At 73.0% G+C, this 15549-nt stretch carries 16 protein-coding genes; 5 read left to right on the top strand and 11 right to left on the bottom strand.

The window, feature by feature from the left end; genetic code table 11:
- Window positions 1–17: 17 nt before the first annotated feature.
- From ACQPXD_RS19210 to ACQPXD_RS19190, 5 genes are all read right to left on the bottom strand, one after another.
- Window positions 18–845, bottom strand: coding sequence for an ACP S-malonyltransferase (locus ACQPXD_RS19210; protein WP_432840300.1), 828 nt, complete (start codon window positions 843–845; stop codon window positions 18–20).
- Window positions 846–860: 15 nt separating this feature from the next.
- Window positions 861–1949: a hypothetical protein gene (locus ACQPXD_RS19205; protein ID WP_432840298.1), complete on the bottom strand. Its 1089-nt coding sequence runs from the start codon at window positions 1947–1949 to the stop codon at window positions 861–863.
- Window positions 1950–1962: 13 nt separating this feature from the next.
- On the bottom strand, window positions 1963–2997 hold the full coding sequence (locus tag ACQPXD_RS19200) for a hypothetical protein (protein ID WP_432840296.1): 1035 nt from the start codon (window positions 2995–2997) through the stop codon (window positions 1963–1965).
- A 63-nt stretch (window positions 2998–3060) separates the two neighbouring features.
- Window positions 3061–3852, bottom strand: a complete 792-nt coding sequence (locus ACQPXD_RS19195) for an alpha/beta fold hydrolase (protein ID WP_432840294.1) — start codon at window positions 3850–3852, stop codon at window positions 3061–3063.
- A 23-nt stretch (window positions 3853–3875) separates the two neighbouring features.
- Complete coding sequence (locus ACQPXD_RS19190; protein ID WP_432840292.1) at window positions 3876–4859, bottom strand: NADP-dependent oxidoreductase; 984 nt, start codon at window positions 4857–4859, stop codon at window positions 3876–3878.
- A 91-nt stretch (window positions 4860–4950) separates the two neighbouring features.
- On the opposite strand from ACQPXD_RS19190, the gene ACQPXD_RS19185 reads away from it, so the two are divergent.
- Window positions 4951–5916 carry an AraC family transcriptional regulator gene (locus ACQPXD_RS19185; protein ID WP_432840290.1) on the top strand — a complete coding sequence of 322 codons (966 nt, stop codon included), beginning with the start codon at window positions 4951–4953 and terminating at the stop codon, window positions 5914–5916.
- Here ACQPXD_RS19185 and ACQPXD_RS19180 read toward each other — a convergent pair.
- On the bottom strand, window positions 5847–6062 hold the full coding sequence (locus ACQPXD_RS19180; protein WP_432840288.1) for a hypothetical protein: 216 nt from the start codon (window positions 6060–6062) through the stop codon (window positions 5847–5849). The two genes, ACQPXD_RS19185 and ACQPXD_RS19180, sit on opposite strands and share 70 nt — an antisense overlap.
- A 604-nt stretch (window positions 6063–6666) precedes the next feature.
- Window positions 6667–6873 carry a hypothetical protein gene (locus tag ACQPXD_RS19175; protein ID WP_432840286.1) on the bottom strand — a complete coding sequence of 69 codons (207 nt, stop codon included), beginning with the start codon at window positions 6871–6873 and terminating at the stop codon, window positions 6667–6669.
- Window positions 6874–7117: 244 nt separating this feature from the next.
- Here ACQPXD_RS19175 and ACQPXD_RS19170 point away from each other — a divergent pair, with 244 nt between their 5' ends.
- Entirely contained in the window at window positions 7118–8602 is a 1485-nt protein-coding gene (locus tag ACQPXD_RS19170) for a hypothetical protein (protein WP_432840284.1), read from the top strand.
- Between the two features lie 71 nt (window positions 8603–8673).
- On the opposite strand, the gene ACQPXD_RS19165 is transcribed toward ACQPXD_RS19170, so the two are convergent.
- Genes ACQPXD_RS19165 through ACQPXD_RS19150 form a run of 4 tightly spaced genes read right to left on the bottom strand, consistent with a single transcriptional unit; the run spans window position 8674 to window position 12338 of the window.
- On the bottom strand, window positions 8674–9522 hold the full coding sequence (locus tag ACQPXD_RS19165; protein ID WP_432840282.1) for a hypothetical protein: 849 nt from the start codon (window positions 9520–9522) through the stop codon (window positions 8674–8676).
- A 20-nt stretch (window positions 9523–9542) separates the two neighbouring features.
- Window positions 9543–10472, bottom strand: a complete 930-nt coding sequence (locus ACQPXD_RS19160; RefSeq protein WP_432840280.1) for an AAA family ATPase — start codon at window positions 10470–10472, stop codon at window positions 9543–9545.
- Complete coding sequence (locus ACQPXD_RS19155; RefSeq protein ID WP_432840278.1) at window positions 10469–10894, bottom strand: ribulose bisphosphate carboxylase small subunit; 426 nt, start codon at window positions 10892–10894, stop codon at window positions 10469–10471. Before ACQPXD_RS19155 ends, ACQPXD_RS19160 begins: the two co-directional genes overlap by 4 nt.
- Before the next feature lie 10 nt (window positions 10895–10904).
- Window positions 10905–12338 carry a form I ribulose bisphosphate carboxylase large subunit gene (locus tag ACQPXD_RS19150; protein WP_432840276.1) on the bottom strand — a complete coding sequence of 478 codons (1434 nt, stop codon included), beginning with the start codon at window positions 12336–12338 and terminating at the stop codon, window positions 10905–10907.
- Window positions 12339–12426: 88 nt separating this feature from the next.
- Here ACQPXD_RS19150 and ACQPXD_RS19145 point away from each other — a divergent pair, with 88 nt between their 5' ends.
- Genes ACQPXD_RS19145 through ACQPXD_RS19135 form a run of 3 tightly spaced genes read left to right on the top strand, consistent with a single transcriptional unit; the run spans window position 12427 to window position 15541 of the window.
- On the top strand, window positions 12427–13353 hold the full coding sequence (locus ACQPXD_RS19145; protein WP_432840274.1) for a LysR family transcriptional regulator: 927 nt from the start codon (window positions 12427–12429) through the stop codon (window positions 13351–13353).
- Window positions 13354–13406: 53 nt separating this feature from the next.
- Window positions 13407–14456, top strand: a complete 1050-nt coding sequence (locus ACQPXD_RS19140; RefSeq protein WP_432840272.1) for a class I fructose-bisphosphate aldolase — start codon at window positions 13407–13409, stop codon at window positions 14454–14456.
- A gap of 5 nt (window positions 14457–14461) precedes the next feature.
- Window positions 14462–15541 (top strand): class 1 fructose-bisphosphatase, encoded by a 1080-nt coding sequence (locus ACQPXD_RS19135; protein ID WP_432843896.1) that lies wholly within the window; start codon window positions 14462–14464, stop codon window positions 15539–15541.
- The last annotated feature ends 8 nt before the right edge of the window (window positions 15542–15549 follow it).

Here is a 15549-nt window from a genome sequence, read left to right as displayed (position 1 = left end):
TCGCTCGCAGCTGGACGTCAGCCGATCTGGCCGATCAGGGTGGTCAGGGTGGTGCCGTTGACCTCGTCGAAGTCCGTCACGCCGGCCGCGCGCAGGGCCCGCACCGCGGCGACCCACTCGACCGGCGCGGCGACCTGCCGGGCGAGCAGGTCCGCGGCCTCGGCCGGGTCGAACGGCGCGCCGGTGACGCTGGACATGACCGGCGTGTGGCCGGGCGCGAACGCCTCCCCGCGCAGCAGTTCGGCGAACCCCCGGCCCGCCTCGGCCATGAGCGGGGTGTGGAACGGGCCGCTGACCGGCAGCGGGGTGACCCGGCGGGCGCCCGCGTCCTGCAGCGCCCGCACGGCCCGGCGCAGTTCGTCCCGCGCTCCGGCGACGGCGACCTGCCGGTCGGAGTTGCGGTTGGCGACGTACACCCCGCGCAGCCCCGCCCCGCGCAGCGTCGCCTCGACCATGCGGGCCGGCAGGCCGGTGACCGCCGCCATCGCGCCGCCGGTGACGCCCGCCATCAGCTCGGCCCGGGCGGCGACCAGGCGCAGCCCGGCCATCAGGTCGATGACGCCGGCCGCGACGAGGGCGTTGAACTCGCCGAGGCTGTGCCCGGCGAACCAGGAGTACCGCCCGGGCGGCAGCGTCCGCGCCTCGAGGGCGTTGACGAGGTAGATGGCCGGCTGGGCGTAGCGGGTGTCGCGCAGCCGGCCGTCGGGGTCGTCCCAGCACAGCCGCGCCACGGACCAGCCGAGGATCTCGTCGGCCTCCTCGACGAGGTCCTTGGCCGCGTCGAACAGGTCGTCGCCCATCCCCGGCCGCTGCACGCCCTGGCCGGGAAACACGAGTGCACGCATTGACGTCCTCCTTGGTCAGTCGAGGCCGCGCACGGCCTGGAAGCGCAGCCGGTATCCGGCGGCGCGCAGGCTCTCCCGGGTGAACAGCCGGGCCGCGGCGCCCGGGCCGAAGTCGACCACCCGGTCGGGCCGGGTCGCCTCGGCCGCGGTGGTGACCGTGGCGCGCCAGTCGACCGGCCGGCAGACCGCCTGCTCCAGGAAGTCCAGCCACAGGTCGCCGCGCTCCTGCAGGTTGTGCGGGGCCTCGGCGACGTAGACGGGCACCGACAGGGCCGCGCCGCGCACCTCGTAGCCGATCGCGGCCCGGTCCGCCCGGATGAGCGCGGCGGCCGGCGCGAGCAGGCTCGAGTGGAACGGCGCGGTGCTGGCCAGGAACGCCCAGCGGACCCGGTCCGCGGCGAACCGCTCGGCGTTGGCCAGCCAGAAGCCGGCGAGCGCGTCGGGGGTGCCGGCCAGCACGTGCGAGCGCTCCGCGTTGACGATGGCGACCTCGGCCGGGCCCTCGTCGCCCGGGTGCGCCGCCAGCCGCCCCCGCAGGTCGGCCTCGGCGATGCCGGTGATCGCGGCCATCGCCGCCGGCGGGGTGGCCGCCGCGCCGGCCCGGGCCGCGTAGGCCGCGGCGAGCCGCCGGCCCGCGCCGCGCGGCTGGAACACCTCGTGGCAGCGCAGCAGGATCATCGTGGCCAGCCCGGCCGAGATCCGGCTGAACGCGACGAACCCCCGCCGGTCCAGCCCCCGGTGGCCGGCGGCGATGGCGGCCTGCACGCCCATGCTGTGCCCGACCGCCGCGACCGGCTCGCCGTCCGGCTCCGTCCCCGGCCCCGGCTGGAGCAGGCACAGCTGGTACACGTGAGCGCAGACACCCTGCACCAGCGAGTGCTCCAGGGCCGGTGGCGGCGCCGGCCCGCCGCGCAGCCAGTCGGCCAGCGGCAGCCCGCCCGGCAGGTCGCGCCGCCACGCCCGCTCGCCGACGTGGTCGAAGGCGTCGCGCACGGCCGCGGTGACGGCCCGGAAGAACCGGGCGTTCTCCGGGCGGGCGGCCAGCTCACGCAGCCGGTCCAGCGGCTTGGCGCCGGTGTCCCCGACGCCGCTGAAGACGTACATCGGTCGCATCGGCTCAGCCACCGGCCGCGTGGAACGTCACCGGCGCGCGGCGCAGGTCGTCGCGCAGCGCCCGGGCGGCCTGCTCCTCCTGGGCCCGCAGCGCGCGCAGGCGGCGGCGCAGTTCGTCGAGGGAGACGCCGGCGGCGCCGGCGTGGTAACGGCCGGCCCGCTCCTGCGCCGCGCCGATCGCCGCGGCGAGCCGCTCGTAGCGCGCCGGCACCTCCGGGGCGTGCGAGGTGCGCCGCAGGAACCGGCAGAACATGGTCCGGGAGCCGGCCAGCAGGGCGAGGCTGTTGACCGACGGGGTACGGTACGTCTCCGCGATCGCCGCCCGCTCGACCGGCAGGCTGTCGGCGATGAGCTCGTAGATCTCGAACCGGTCGGCGTAGCCGGACACGGCGGCGTGGTAGCGCAGCGCCAGCTCGGCCAGGTCCGGCTCACCGACCCGCAGCAGCGTCTGGCAGTCGGTGAACCAGCGCTCGGGTTCCCGCGCGTAGCCGGCCGCCAGGTCCGCCATCGGGATCAGGAAGCTCGTGTACTCGTGGTTGTCGGTGGTGTTGTCGACGATGAGCACCGTCTCGCCGTCCGCGCTCAGCCCGCAGACCATGAACGAGTGCAGCTCGCGGTACTCGGCCTCGATGGTGCCGTGGCGGCGCATGAAGTCGACCCAGTAGGGGAAGTCGGCGCGCGGGGCCATGAAGAGCACCGGCTGGTCGTTGGCCAGGTACTGGGGCAGGGCGGCCCGGACCTCGTCGAGGTCGGCCCGGGCCTGGCGCCCGCAGAACCAGCCGAGCGCGGCGAGGTCCTCGTCGCGCACGTACGGCGCCGGGTAGTCCCAGCGGTAGCCCTTACGGCGGTAGCAGTGCCGGTAGACGTCGAACGTCGAGCCGAGCGCGCCGTGCAGCAGCAGCTCCCACCAGGGACTGCGGCCGGCCACGAACGCGAGCACCTGGGCCTTGCGGCAGTTGAGGTGGTTGACCCGGTCGCGGTTCACGATCGCGTCCACCCCGGCGATCGCGGTCACGGCGCTGCGTTGCTGAACTGCCATGGCCGGAACCTAGGCAGCGGATGTGCAACCCGCGTGGAGAAAATGTGGAATCCGGCGGACCGGTCACCCGGCGGCGAAGAAGGCGGCGGCGCGGGCGGCCCAGGTGCGGATGTCCTCGACCGTCGCGGAGAGGTGGAGCTCGGCGGCCGGGAGCAGCTCGGCGAGCCGGTCGGCGGTGACGACCGGGTGGCCCGGATCCGTTTCCCAGCCGAGGATCAGCGCCGGGACGGACAGCGCCGCGACGAGGTCCTCCGCCGGCAGGTCCGACCCGCCGGCGCCGCGCAGGACCGACGGGAGGAGGTCGGCGGCCACGGCGGGGAGCCCGGGAAAGCTCTCCAGGCGCTCGAAGATCGGTGGCACCGGCGCCGCGGCGAGCATCCGGGCGAAGTCGTCGGCGCTCGACTCCTCGACGAGCCGCGCGAACTCCTCGTACATGGCCGCCTGCGCCGCGCGGGTCTGCCAGGCGGTCGGCGGCGCGCCGAGCGTCACGGCCGCGAAGCGCTGCGGGGCCCGCACGAGCGCGGACAGGATGGTGCCGGTGCCCATCGAGACGCCGATGGCGCGGACGGGCTCGCCGGGCGAGAAGTGGTCGGCCACGGCCAGCAGGTCCTCGGCCAGCGACGTCCACCGGTACACCCCGGGCTCCGGGGTCCCCTCGGACTCGCCGTGGCCGCGGGCGTCGTACGAGATCAGCCGGTAGCCGGCGGCCGGCAGGGCCGCCCAGTCGACCAGCCCGGCGGCGCGGTCGTTGGCCCGGCTCTGCAGGAGCCCGTGCGCGCTGATCACGATCGGTCCGGTGCCCTCGTCGCTGTAGGCGAGCCGTGCGCCTCGAACGTGCAGTGAGCCGTCCGCCATCGCGTTTCCCCCTCGTTTTCCGTTCACATCGTCACGACGATCTTGCCAAGCGTGCCGCCACGGGCGTAGTCGACGGCCGCCCGCACCGCCTCGTCGAGACCGTACCGGCGCCCGATGGTGGCCACCAGGGCGCCGGAGGCGGCCGCCTCGGCGACGCCGCGCATGCCGCCGAGCCGGCCCTCCAGGTCCATGACGAAGCGCAGGTCCACGTCGTCGCGGCCGAGCTGTTCCGGGGCCGGCGCCGGGTAGATGATCGAGATCAGGCGTCCGCCCGGCCGGATCGCCCGGGCCGCGGCCGCCACGCGGTCGGCGAAGAGGGCCAGGTTGAAGACGACGTCGATGCCGGTGGGGTACTGCGACGCGTCGACCCCGATGACGCGGCCGGCGCCAAGGCGGCGCAGGAGCTCACCACCGGCGCCGGTGGCGGCGGTGGCGACAATGTCGGCCCGCGCGGCGGCCAGCAGCGGGACCAGGGTCGTGCCCACCCCGCCGGTGGCCCCGATGACCAGGACGGACTCGCCCGGCCGGATCTCGGCGGTGGTCATCAGCGCCTGGGCGGTCAGCCCGGCGATGGCCAGGGCGGCGGCCTGGTCGGCGGGCACCCCGGCCGGGCGGTGGGCCAGCAGCGGCGTGTCCGCCTCGAAGACCGCGTACTCGGCCAGCGCGCCGGTGCCCAGCGACGGCCGGGTGGGCGCGGCCACCGCGCGCAGCGGCCGGGGCACCGCCTGGCCGAACACCTCGTCGCCGGCCCCGTACCGCGTCACGCCGGGCCCGGCCTCGGTGACGGTGCCGGCGAAGTCGGTGCCGAGGGTATACGGGAACTCGAGCCGCACCGCGTCGCCGAACGCCCCGGTGATCACCCGGATGTCGGTCGGGTTGACGGTCGCGGCGGCGATCCTCACCTGGATCTGCCCGGGCCCCGGCCGGGGCACCGGCACGTCGGCGATCGAGAGCTGGCCGGGCGGTCCATAGCCCGTCGCGACAAGGGCCTTCATCCATTCCTTCACAGCGAGAACCATACGAAGCACCGTCTGCGGCAGTCGATGCTCCACTGCCGCAAAAACTTCGCCGATTGCCTCAGTCCGTAGGATTGCGCGCATGGATCTGGTGTCAGACGTGCTCGCCGTGTCCGGCGTCCGCGGCGCCCTCGGCGCTCGCATCGAGGCCGGCGGCAGCTGGTCCATCGCGCTGGACGACTACCCCGGCGCAGCGCTGCACGCGGTGACCGCCGGCAGCGCGTGGCTCACCGTCGCCGGCCGCGACCCGCTGGAGCTGGCCGCGGGCGACGTCGTGCTGCTCCCGGCCGGTACCCGGCACACCCTGGGCAGCGCGACCGGCGCCCGGCCCGAGCCGTACGACCCGGCGGCAGCTTCCGGCGAGGTGATCGCGCTGGGTACGCGGCCCGCGCGCACCCGGATCGTCACCATCCACTACGACTGCGACCACACGGCCCGCACCCAGGTCCTGCGCGCCCTGCCCGGCTTCGTGCACGTCGGCGCCGACGACGGCGCGGCCGGCCTCGACGACACCGTCCGCCTGCTCGGCCGCGAGCTGGCCCATCCCCAGATCGCCACCACGGCCGTGCTCAACAGCCTGGTCGACATCATGCTCATCCAGCTGGTGCGGGCCTGGCTGCCCACCCGCCCGGCCGAGCCGCGCGGCACCTGGCTGGGTATGCTCGGCGACCCGATCGTCCGCCGGGCGCTGGAGCACATCCACGCCGCCCCCGCCCGGCCGTGGACGACCGCGACGCTCGCCGCCGCGATCGCCGTGTCGCGCGCGACGCTCTCCCGGCGCTTCCCGGCCGCCATCGGCCAGAGCCCCGCCGCCTACCTCACCCAGTGGCGCATGGACCTCGCCGCCGCCCGCCTGCGCACCACCCAGGACCCCGTCGAGGCCATCGCGGCCGCCGTCGGCTACCACTCGGTGCCGGCCTTCAGCCGCGCCTTCACCCGCGCCCGTGGCCAGGCACCCGGCCGCTACCGCGCCGCCGCCTACAGCACGTCGGTGATGTCACCGTCGCTGATCATGCTGCCCGCGCCCGGGTCGAACCCGCCGTCGTAGCCGATGTCGCCACCGCCGTCGCTGATCAGGCTCGCCGCGCCGGGATCGAAGTCGCCGCCGTAGTCTCCGCCGCCGTAGTCTCCGCCGCCGTCATAGCCGTAGTCGCCGTCGCCGTCGCCGTCGTAGCCGTAGCCGTACTCGTCCATGGTGTCCTCCCTGGTGCATCCCTGCCGGGGTCCGATGGGCCGAGCCTATGCACGGCCCCTGACCTGGAGATCCACACTTCGTGCCAAGCCTGCTCCCACGATGGGACACATGACTCCGGTCCGTGCAACTGACGACCGTTGCTCCCGTCAGACACCGGGCCGGGGCACGCCTAAAGGGCGGCCCCGGCCCTGCCAGGCCCGCGGTGCCAAGACCAGACGGGCGTAGCCGGACGAATGTCTCCGTGATCATGCGTGGTGCTGCGGCCGAACCACGGGTTTGCCATGATCCCGGAGACTTCCGGTACACGGGTGTACATCAGCACTCCGCGATCATGAAAAACCGTTGGTATCGGCGCCGGGTACGGCATGATCGCGGAGACTTCCGGTCGCTACGCCGCGCAGCACCCGCTTCGATCATGAACCCGCCACATGAACGTGATGTTCTTAGCCGGAAAGCCTCGGCTGATCGACGGAAACCGATCCCCAGATCGGGGGAATTGTCCGAGCGGTCAGCCCGATCCACCGGCCCGGTCGTTCCTCCGGTTCACCCGCGATCGGATTATGTTGCGCTATCCGCAGGATGATTACGCCGCATCCGGAGTGGCTACTCGGAGGTGTCCTTGGCGATGAGCTTGTCGAGGATGCCGATCACGGTCAGCGCGGCGCCGCCGGCAGTCAGCAGTGCCTGCGGCAGAGAACCATTGGCCCGCAAAGCGAGGGATCCGGCCACCGCAGCAGTGATGGCCGTGAGGGCGAGGATGACCGCTGCCCGCAGGGTGAGCAGCGCGGGAACGGCGCGTCGGTTCCGCATCGATGTCTCCTGAGTCCGAGAGTCGAAGCCCGACCGGGTCGGAAGGACTTGCCGTTCAGCATCCGAGCGCCTCAGTTTTGTGCAAATAGTGAAACGCGCCCTGCACGACCCCATTCCTTGCAGCGTTCATGCAACTTTTGCAGTGGTTGCGCAACGGGCGAATCTGTGCATTCCAGGGATCGGCAACAGCACGATCGGGGCCGACGTCTTGATGCAGGTCGGACCCGCCGGTCACAATCGATATGTGTCCGACAACCTGCCGAGCATCCGCGCCAATGACGCCGAGCGACCCGATCCGCGAATGCTAGCCTGGCTTCAAGAGATCAACGACTTGTGGGACGCCGTCGGCTTGGCGCCGAAACAAATCGTGAAACGCGCCGCGGACAAGAAGCTCGAAGGGATCAACCCGAGCTCGGTGTCCAGATACCTGCACGGGGTGCTGGTTCCCGTCAATCGGACGTTTGTCGATCTGCTGCTGGAAGAAAAGGCACAAATAACCGGCGAGCCGGTCGCTGCCGAGACCCGCGAACGTTACTACCGCCTCAACCGCGACGCGCTGGAGGTGAAACGGTCCAGGAACCAGCCCCATGGGCCGCAGATCCGGCAGGCCTACGACAAACGGGACAAAGCCGAAGCGGACCTGCGCGAATCTGAGACCAAGGTCGCCAGGCTGGAACACGAGCTTGCCGAACTTCAAGAGACGCTCGTGCAGATCCAGCAGGAGCACCACGCCGCGGCTCAAGCGCAAGCCGCCAAACTCGAACGGGAGATCACCGAACTGCGGGCCAAACTGCGCAGGGCCGAGCAGGATCTGGACCGAGCCAAGGCTCGCGCCGAGGCCAGCGCCAAAGAAGTCGACGACCTCCTCAACCGTCTCAACCTCGCCTCACCCGAAACCGACGAACGCAACGTCGCTGCCCACGAACTCAATCTCCCCTACGGCAAGCCCTTCGATGTGGCGACGATCATCGAGACGCTACGGAAAATCGGTCTCGACGGCTACGCAGAGGATGTCGCCGGCCGCGTCGCCGAGGCCGTCGAGGTCACATACGCGCTCGGTGTCGCCAGGCTGCTCCAGGTCTTGCGTGAGTTCGACGCCAACGATCAGGCCGCCATCCTGGCCCGCCGCGCCGCCCCCGACGTCGATGTCACCGACGCGGGCGGCGTCGCCTACCTGCTGGAGCAGTTGCGCACCACGGGCGACGACATCCTGGCCAAGACCCTGGCCGAACGAGCCGTCCCGGAAGTCGAGGTTGTCGAGATCTCGAACCTCTTCGGCATCGCCAACCTCTTGAAAGCGCTCGATCACCCCGACACCCGCCCACTCGCCTATGACCTGGTCGCCCGCGTCGTCCGCCAATCCCCGATCGCCGAGCCGTACCAGGCGGCGACACTCATCCACACGGTGCGCGCCCTCAACGCCCCCGGCTGGACACAGCTGCTCGCCGAACGCGCCACCGCCGACGTCGACGTCACCAACACCGAAGGAGTGACGAAGCTCCTCCAGCAACTCCGCGGCATCGGCGACGAAACACTCATCACGAGCCTCGTCGAACGTGCCGCCCCCAGAGTCCACGTCCACCATTCCGGCCACCGCCAACAGTTCCTCGCCCAGCTGCGCGAACTCGGCCGCCACGACCTCGCCGACGCCCTGGACCGACGCGCCACAAAACCGTTGACGCCAACTGATCCTGACAACCCCGCCGGCGCCTTCGGCTCTCCCGCCTAACCCGCTATCGATCACCCAAGGCCGTTTCCGCAGCGTGGCGATCCATCCCGATCGATACGGTACCGGGAAAATCAGCGACGGCGGGTCGGCACGTCGGGGAGCGCCGGGTCGACGCGGGTCCGGCAGCGCACGAGCGCGGCGGCGGCGGTCACGATCAGCCCGGCGTCGTCGAGGCGGTTGCCGCGCAGCTCGATGGCGCCGCTCGAGCCCGACTCCCGGTGCGCCATCAGCCAGTCGTAGAGCAGCCACTCGACCGATCCGGCGGCGATGAACGGGTCGGCGCCGGGCTCGTCGGCGGCGGCGGCGACCCGGCGCAGGGCCTCCCGGTGCTCGTCCAGGGCCGCCTCCCGGTTCACGCCGGAGCTGTCGTACCGCAGCATCGACAGCGTCAGCGGGAACCGGGCGCCGGTTTCGGACTCGACGACCCAGCGGGCGCCGCGCCACGGTTCGCGCTCGTCCACGACCACGAGCCGGCCGTGCCCGGACACCACCCCGACGCCCGGGTCGGTGAGCGTGCCGGCCAGCGGCGTGGGTCCGGACACGCCGAGCGCCATCCGGGCCCGGATCGCGAACAGCTGGGCGGTGCCGACGATCAGGCCGGCGCGCAGCTCCGCCTCGGATCCGACCACGGCCAGCGCGGCGGAATACTCCAGGCACAGCCGGTCGAGCACCCGGTGCAGCTCGCGCAGGTCGAGCCGCTGGGTCTCGGTGGTCGCCGGCTCGCCGCCGCCGAGCAGCCGGCCGAACCGCCCGGCCGCGTCGATCAGCGCGTCGTCGAGGGCGGCCAGGTGGGTCGGGAGCAGGCGGTCGGGCTCGGGATCGGTCCGGACCAGCTCCGCGAGGCCGACGGGCCGCCCGTTCTCGCTCAGCCAGTGGAACCCGATCTGCTCGTCGGTCTGCGCGATGGACGGCCGGCTCATGGAGTTGATCATACAGCCGCTCAGCCGGCCTGGGCGAACACGCTGCTGCCCCGGACGTCGGCCTCGGTCAGGGTGATCAGGTCCGTCCGGCCGACCGGCCCGGGTGCGGCGGCGAGCCGGGTCGCCTGCCGCAGCCGGCAGCGTTCGAGGGCGTTGCGGATGCTGCGGGCGTTGGCGAAGCGCGGCATCGCCGTGCGCAGCTCCACATAGGACTCGAACGCCAGCCGCGCGTCGGGGCTGAACGCGTAGTCGTCGCGGGCCAGGATCAGCTCGGCGATCCGGACGAGCTCGTCGTGGGTGTAGTCGTCGAAGTGGATGTGGTGCGCCACCCGCGAGCTGAGGCCGGGGTTGGACGACAGGAAGGCGTCCATCCGGTCGGCGTACCCGGCGAAGATGACGGCGAGCGAACCGCGCCCGGACTCCATCTCCTGCAGCAGGATCTCCACCGCCTCCTGGCCGTAGTCGCGCTCGTTCTCCGGGCGGTGCAGGTAGTAGGCCTCGTCGATGAACAGCACTCCCCCGGCGGCCCGGGCGATGGCCTCCTTCGTCTTGGGCGCGGTGTGGCCGATGAACTGCCCGACGAGGTCGTCCCGGGTCACCGCGACCACCCGCGGCGTGCGCAGGTAGCCCAGGGCGTGCAGCATCTCGGCCATCCGCAGGGCCACGGTCGTCTTGCCGGTGCCCGGGCCGCCGGTGAAGCTCATGTGCAGCGACGGCCTGGAGTCCGACAGGCCGAACCGGGCCCGGGCCCGGCGCACGATGAGCAGGGCGGCGATCTCCGCGAGGCGCCGCTTCACCCCGGCCAGCCCGACCATGTCGCGCTCGAACCCGGCCAGCACCGCCCGCGCCCGGCGGCTGGTCTCGTCGGCGTTGAGATCGACCAGCGCCGCGGCGTCGAGCGTTTCCTCCGCGGCCGGTTCGGCGGGCCGCAGGGCGAAGCCGCCGGTCATGGCGTCTCGTAGCGGGCCCCGGGCGGGGCGTCGGTGGCGTAGGGCCGCAGGGCGTAGCGCTGCACGCGGTCGTTGGCCTCGGTGCGCTCCAGCCGGAAGCCCGGCTCCCGGCCGGGGCGCTGCACGAGGAAGCTCAGCGCCGTGGTCTGGCGGCCGAGCCGCGCGTCGTAGGCGAGGACCCGCACGTAGTGGCGCGGGAAGGCGGCGCGGCAGTCCTGGATCTCGCGCAGCACCGGGTCGGGCTCGGCGAGGTCGAACATGGGCAGGCCCCACAGCTCCCAGTACACGTTGCGCGGGTGCGGGTCGTCGGTGTACTCGACGGAGACCGGCCAGCCGTTGCCGAGCGCGTAGCGGATCTGCGCGGCCACCTCGTCGTCGGTCAGCTCCGGCAGGTAGGAGAAGGCTCCGTGGCGCAGGTACATGGTTCGGCTCCTAACGGCTGGCGGTGGGGACGGCGTCCGGGGCGTCCGTCGAGGCGTAGTCGAAGGTGACCTCGCCCCAGGTGGCGAGCGCCGCGTCGAGCGGGCGGCAGCGCCGGGCGGCGGCGCGCAGGATGGCGGGGCCCTCCCGGAGCAGGTCGTGGCCCTCGTTGCGGGCCTTGATGATCGCCTCCAGCGCCACGCGGTTGGCCTCGGCGCCGGCCGCGATGCCCATCGGGTGGCCGATCGTGCCGCCGCCGAACTGCAGCACCACGTCCTCGCCGAGCAGGTCGACGAGCTGGTGCATCTGCCCCGCGTGGATGCCGCCCGAGGCGACCGGCAGCACGCCGGGCATGCTCGCCCAGTCCTGCTCGACGTAGATGCCGTGGGCCGGGTTGGCCGGGACGCGGTCGAGGCGCAGCGTGTCGTAGAAGCCGCGGGTCGTCGCCGGATCCCCCTCCAGCTTGCCCACCACCGTGCCGGCGTGGATGTGGTCGACGCCGATCAGCCGGCACCACTTGGCGATGACCCGGAAGCTCACGCCGTGGGTCTTCTGCCGGGTGTACGTGGCGTGCCCGGCCCGGTGCAGGTGCAGCAGCACCCCGTTGCGGCGCGCCCAGCGGGCCATCGACTGCATGGCGGTGTAGCCGACGGTGAGGTCGATCATGACGACGACGCTGCCGAGCTCCTTGGCGAACTCGGCGCGCTCGTACATGTCCTCGACGGTCGCCGCGGTGACGTTGAGGTAGTGGCCCTTGATCTCGCCGGTCTCCGCCACCGCCCGGTTCACGCCCTCCATGCAGTAGAGGAAGCGGTCGCGCCAGCGCATGAACGGCTGCGAGTTGATGTTCTCGTCGTCCTTGGTGAAGTCGAGCCCGCCCCGGCAGGCCTCGTACACCACCCGGCCGTAGTTGCGGGCGGACAGCCCGAGCTTCGGCTTGACGGTGGCGCCGAGCAGCGGCCGGCCGTACTTGTTGAGCAGCTCCCGCTCCATGACGATGCCGTGGGCGGGGCCCTGGAACGTCTTCACGTAGGCCACCGGGATCCGCATGTCCTCCAGCCGCAGCGCCTTGAGCGGCTTGAAGCCGAAGACGTTGCCGATGATGGACGAGGTCAGGTTGGCGATCGAGCCCTCCTCGAACAGGTCGAGGTCGTAGGCGATGTGTGCCAGGTACTCGCCGTCGCGGCCGGGCACCGGGTCGACCCGGTAGGCCTTGGCCTGGTAGTGGGTGTGCGCGGTGAGCCGGTCGGTCCACACCACGGTCCAGGTCGCGGTCGAGGACTCGCCGGCGACGGCCGCCGCCGCCTCCACCGGGTCCACCCCGGGCTGCGGGGTCACCCGGAACACGGCGAGCACGTCGGTGTCGCGGGGGACGTAGCCGGCGTCGTAGTAGCCCATGCTGGCGTAGCTGTGGACCCCTGGGTCCCACCGTTGCTCACTCGTCATGGGGTCGAGGGTGCCGGGCCGACACTCAAGGTGTCCAGCGAGCTTTTGCCGTCCTCACTTGAGCATTTACTTGTCTATCATCCCCCGTATGACGCCCGTGCGGTTGCAGACCTTCCTGGCCGTGGTCGACTCCGGCTCGGCCCGGGCCGCCGCGCAGCGGCTCTCGGTCACCGAGTCGGCCGTGTCCGCCTCGCTCGCCGCGCTGCGGCGCGAGGTCGGCGTCGTGCTGTTCGAGCGCGACGGGCGGGGGCTGCGGCTGACCGAGTCCGGCGAGGTGTTCGCCGGCTACGCCCGGCGCATCCTCGGGCTCATCGACGAGGGCGTGGCCGCGACCCGGCGGGGCCCGGCGGCGGAGCGCGGGCGGCTGCGGCTCGGCGCCGTCACCACGGCCGGAGAGTCGCTCGTGCCGGGTCTGCTCGCTTCCTTCCGGCGGCGGTACCCGCAGGTCGCGGTGACGCTCGACGTGGGCGTGCGCGACCGGATCTCGGCGCTGCTCGCCGACCACCGGCTGGACGTGGTCATCGGCGGCCGGCCCGGGCCGGGCCTGGTCACCCGGGCGACGCGGGCCAACGCGCTGGTGGTCGTGGCGGCGGCCGGGCCGGAGCCCGACCTCGCCACCGCGACCTGGCTGCTGCGGGAGGTGGGCTCGGGCACCCGGGAGGCGACGCTCGCGCTGCACCAGGCGCTGCAGATCGAGCCACCCCTGCTGACGCTGGGCTCGGTCGGTGCCGTGGTGTCCTCGGCGGTACTCGGGCTGGGCGTCACGCTCGTCTCCGCCGACGCCGTCGAGCAGCAGTTGCGCGGCGGCGCCCTGCGCCGGGTGCCGGCCCGCGGCACCCCGCTGCGCCGGCCCTGGCACGCGATCACGTCCACCGCCCCGACCGCCACCACCGAGCTGTTCCTGGCCCACCTGACCGACCCGCGCCAGGCCGGCGCCCTGGCGTTCCGGGGGACCGCGGGCTCACCCCGGGCTACGCCCGCACGGGTGAAGCCGACCGGCCCGGCTCACCCATAACGTCGGCACCCTCGCCCAATGCCGCCGACGCGGCTGGACCGTTGGGAGCCCCCGTGTCTGATCTCCTGGAAACCGCCGCCGGCCTGGTCGGGCCGGGCACCGGCATCCTCGCCGCCGACGAGAGCATCGCGACGATGTCGCGGCGGCTCGAGCGCGCCGGCGTGGACGCCACCCCGGCCAGCCGCCGGGACTACCGGGCGCTGCTGCTGACCACGCCCGGCCTCGGCCGCTGGATCTCCGGCATCATCCTCTGCGACGAGACCCTGGGCCAGTCGCTCGCCGACGGCACCCCCTTCGCGGTCGCCGCCCGCGAACGCGGCATCCAGCCCGGCATCAAGGTCGACACCGGCGTCAGCCAGCTGCCGTTCACCGACGGGGTGAGCGTCACCGAGGGGCTGGACGGGCTGCGCGGGCGCCTCGAGCGCTACCGCGCGCAGGGCGCCACCTTCGCGAAGTGGCGCGCGGTCTTCAACGCCCCGATCTGCGCCACCCCCGGCGGCGCGTCCACGAAGGACGGCAACCGGCGCGGCATCCGCGCCAACGCGCACGGCCTGGCCCGGTACGCGGCGCTGTGCCAGGAGGCCGGGCTGGTGCCGATCGTCGAGCCCGAGGTGATCATGGACGGCGACCACCACATCGCGGTCTGCGAACGGGCCACGGCCGCCGTGCTGGCCCAGGTGTTCGCCGAGCTCGACGTGATGGGCGTCGACCCGCGCGCGATCGTGCTCAAGCCGAACATGGTCGTGCCGGGCAGCTTCAGCGAGACGCCCGCCGCGCCGGCCGAGGTCGCCCGGCGCACGCTGCAGACCCTGCGCGCGCACGTCCCGCCGGCCGTGCCCGGCATCGCCTTCCTGTCCGGCGGCCAGCGCAACGAGCCGGCCTGCGCCAACCTCCGGGCGATCAACGAGCTCGCCGCCGAGGAGGCCGCGCCGTGGCACCTGACCTTCTCGTTCGGCCGCGCCCTCGTCGACGACGCCCTCGTCACCTGGCAGGGCGATCCCGGCGCCACCGCCGTCGCGCAGGCGGCCCTGGCGGCAAACTGCGCCCGGGCGGCCGCCGCCCACCGGTACACGCCCGAGCCGGCGCCGGCGGTGCGTCCGTGACCGGCATGGAATCGCCGCGGACCGGGCGCATCACGCTGACCCGGCACACCATCGAGCAGGAGCACCGGCACCCCGACTCGACCGGCGACTTCTCCGGGCTGCTCAACGCGATCGCCACCGCCGTGAAGATCATCGCCAACCAGGTCAACCGGGGCCGGCTCGCCGGCCTGCACGGCGGCGCCGGCAGCGAGAACGTGCACGGCGAGGCGCAGCACCGCCTGGACCTGGCCAGCAACGAGGTGCTGGTGGCCGAGACGCTGTGGGGCGGGCACCTGGCCGGGCTCGCGTCCGAGGAACTGCCCGACATCCTGCCGATTCCCGCGCCGTACCGCAGGGGCAAGTACCTGCTGCTGTTCGACCCGCTCGACGGCTCGAGCAACATCGACGTCAACATCTCGGTCGGCACCATCTTCTCCGTGCTGCGCGCCCCGCGCCCGGGCGAGGAGCCCGGGCTCGGCGACTTCCTGCAGCCCGGCGTGGCCCAGGTCGGCGCGGGGTTCGCCCTCTACGGGCCGGCCACCCTGCTCGTGCTGACCACCGGCGACGGTGTGGACGCGTTCACCCTCGACCGCGAGGTCGGCGCCTTCGTGCTCACCCAGCCGAAGCTGCGCATACCCGAGCAGGCCCGGGAGTTCGCCATCAACGCCTCGAACGAGCGCTTCTGGGAGGAGCCCGTGCGGCGGTACATCGCCGAATGCCTGGCCGGCCGGTCCGGCCCGCGCGGCCAGGACTTCAACATGCGCTGGGTCGCGTCGCTCGTCGCCGACGCCTACCGCATCCTGACCCGCGGCGGGGTGTTCCTCTACCCGGCCGACACCCGCAACGCCGACCGGCCCGGCCGGCTGCGGCTCATGTACGAGTGCAACCCGATCGCGTTCCTCGTCGAGCAGGCCGGCGGCCTGGCCAGCACCGGCCGGGAACGGGTGATGGAGCTCGCCCCCACCGCGCTGCACCAGCGCGCCCCGCTGGTGTTCGGCTCCCGGGCCGAGGTGGAGCGGATCGAGCGCTACCACCGCGAGCCCGCCGGCGGCGCCTTCGACGGCTCGCTGTTCAACGTCCGGTCGATGTTCCGGGCCGGCCGCTGATGTCGGCC

The organism is Dactylosporangium sp. CA-092794, from assembly GCF_050948465.1.
Lineage (GTDB): Bacteria > Actinomycetota > Actinomycetes > Mycobacteriales > Micromonosporaceae > Dactylosporangium.
Note: the sequence above shows the minus strand (reverse complement) of the source record. Positions and strands in the feature narration are given on the sequence as shown.

What these genes read in the sequence shown, in the direction of transcription:
- ACQPXD_RS19200 (WP_432840296.1), bottom strand. Translation starts at nt 2,997, where the DNA reads ATGGCAGTTCAGCAACGCAGCGCCGTGACCGCGATCGCCGGGGTGGAC.
- ACQPXD_RS19205 (WP_432840298.1), bottom strand. Translation starts at nt 1,949, where the DNA reads ATGTACGTCTTCAGCGGCGTCGGGGACACCGGCGCCAAGCCGCTGGAC.
- ACQPXD_RS19180 (WP_432840288.1), bottom strand. Translation starts at nt 6,062, where the DNA reads ATGGACGAGTACGGCTACGGCTACGACGGCGACGGCGACGGCGACTAC.
- ACQPXD_RS19210 (WP_432840300.1), bottom strand. Translation starts at nt 845, where the DNA reads ATGCGTGCACTCGTGTTTCCCGGCCAGGGCGTGCAGCGGCCGGGGATG.
- ACQPXD_RS19185 (WP_432840290.1), top strand. Translation starts at nt 4,951, where the DNA reads ATGGATCTGGTGTCAGACGTGCTCGCCGTGTCCGGCGTCCGCGGCGCC.
- ACQPXD_RS19175 (WP_432840286.1), bottom strand. Translation starts at nt 6,873, where the DNA reads ATGCGGAACCGACGCGCCGTTCCCGCGCTGCTCACCCTGCGGGCAGCG.
- ACQPXD_RS19160 (WP_432840280.1), bottom strand. Translation starts at nt 10,472, where the DNA reads ATGACCGGCGGCTTCGCCCTGCGGCCCGCCGAACCGGCCGCGGAGGAA.
- ACQPXD_RS19165 (WP_432840282.1), bottom strand. Translation starts at nt 9,522, where the DNA reads ATGAGCCGGCCGTCCATCGCGCAGACCGACGAGCAGATCGGGTTCCAC.
- ACQPXD_RS19195 (WP_432840294.1), bottom strand. Translation starts at nt 3,852, where the DNA reads ATGGCGGACGGCTCACTGCACGTTCGAGGCGCACGGCTCGCCTACAGC.
- ACQPXD_RS19150 (WP_432840276.1), bottom strand. Translation starts at nt 12,338, where the DNA reads ATGACGAGTGAGCAACGGTGGGACCCAGGGGTCCACAGCTACGCCAGC.
- ACQPXD_RS19135 (WP_432843896.1), top strand. Translation starts at nt 14,462, where the DNA reads ATGGAATCGCCGCGGACCGGGCGCATCACGCTGACCCGGCACACCATC.
- ACQPXD_RS19145 (WP_432840274.1), top strand. Translation starts at nt 12,427, where the DNA reads ATGACGCCCGTGCGGTTGCAGACCTTCCTGGCCGTGGTCGACTCCGGC.
- ACQPXD_RS19155 (WP_432840278.1), bottom strand. Translation starts at nt 10,894, where the DNA reads ATGTACCTGCGCCACGGAGCCTTCTCCTACCTGCCGGAGCTGACCGAC.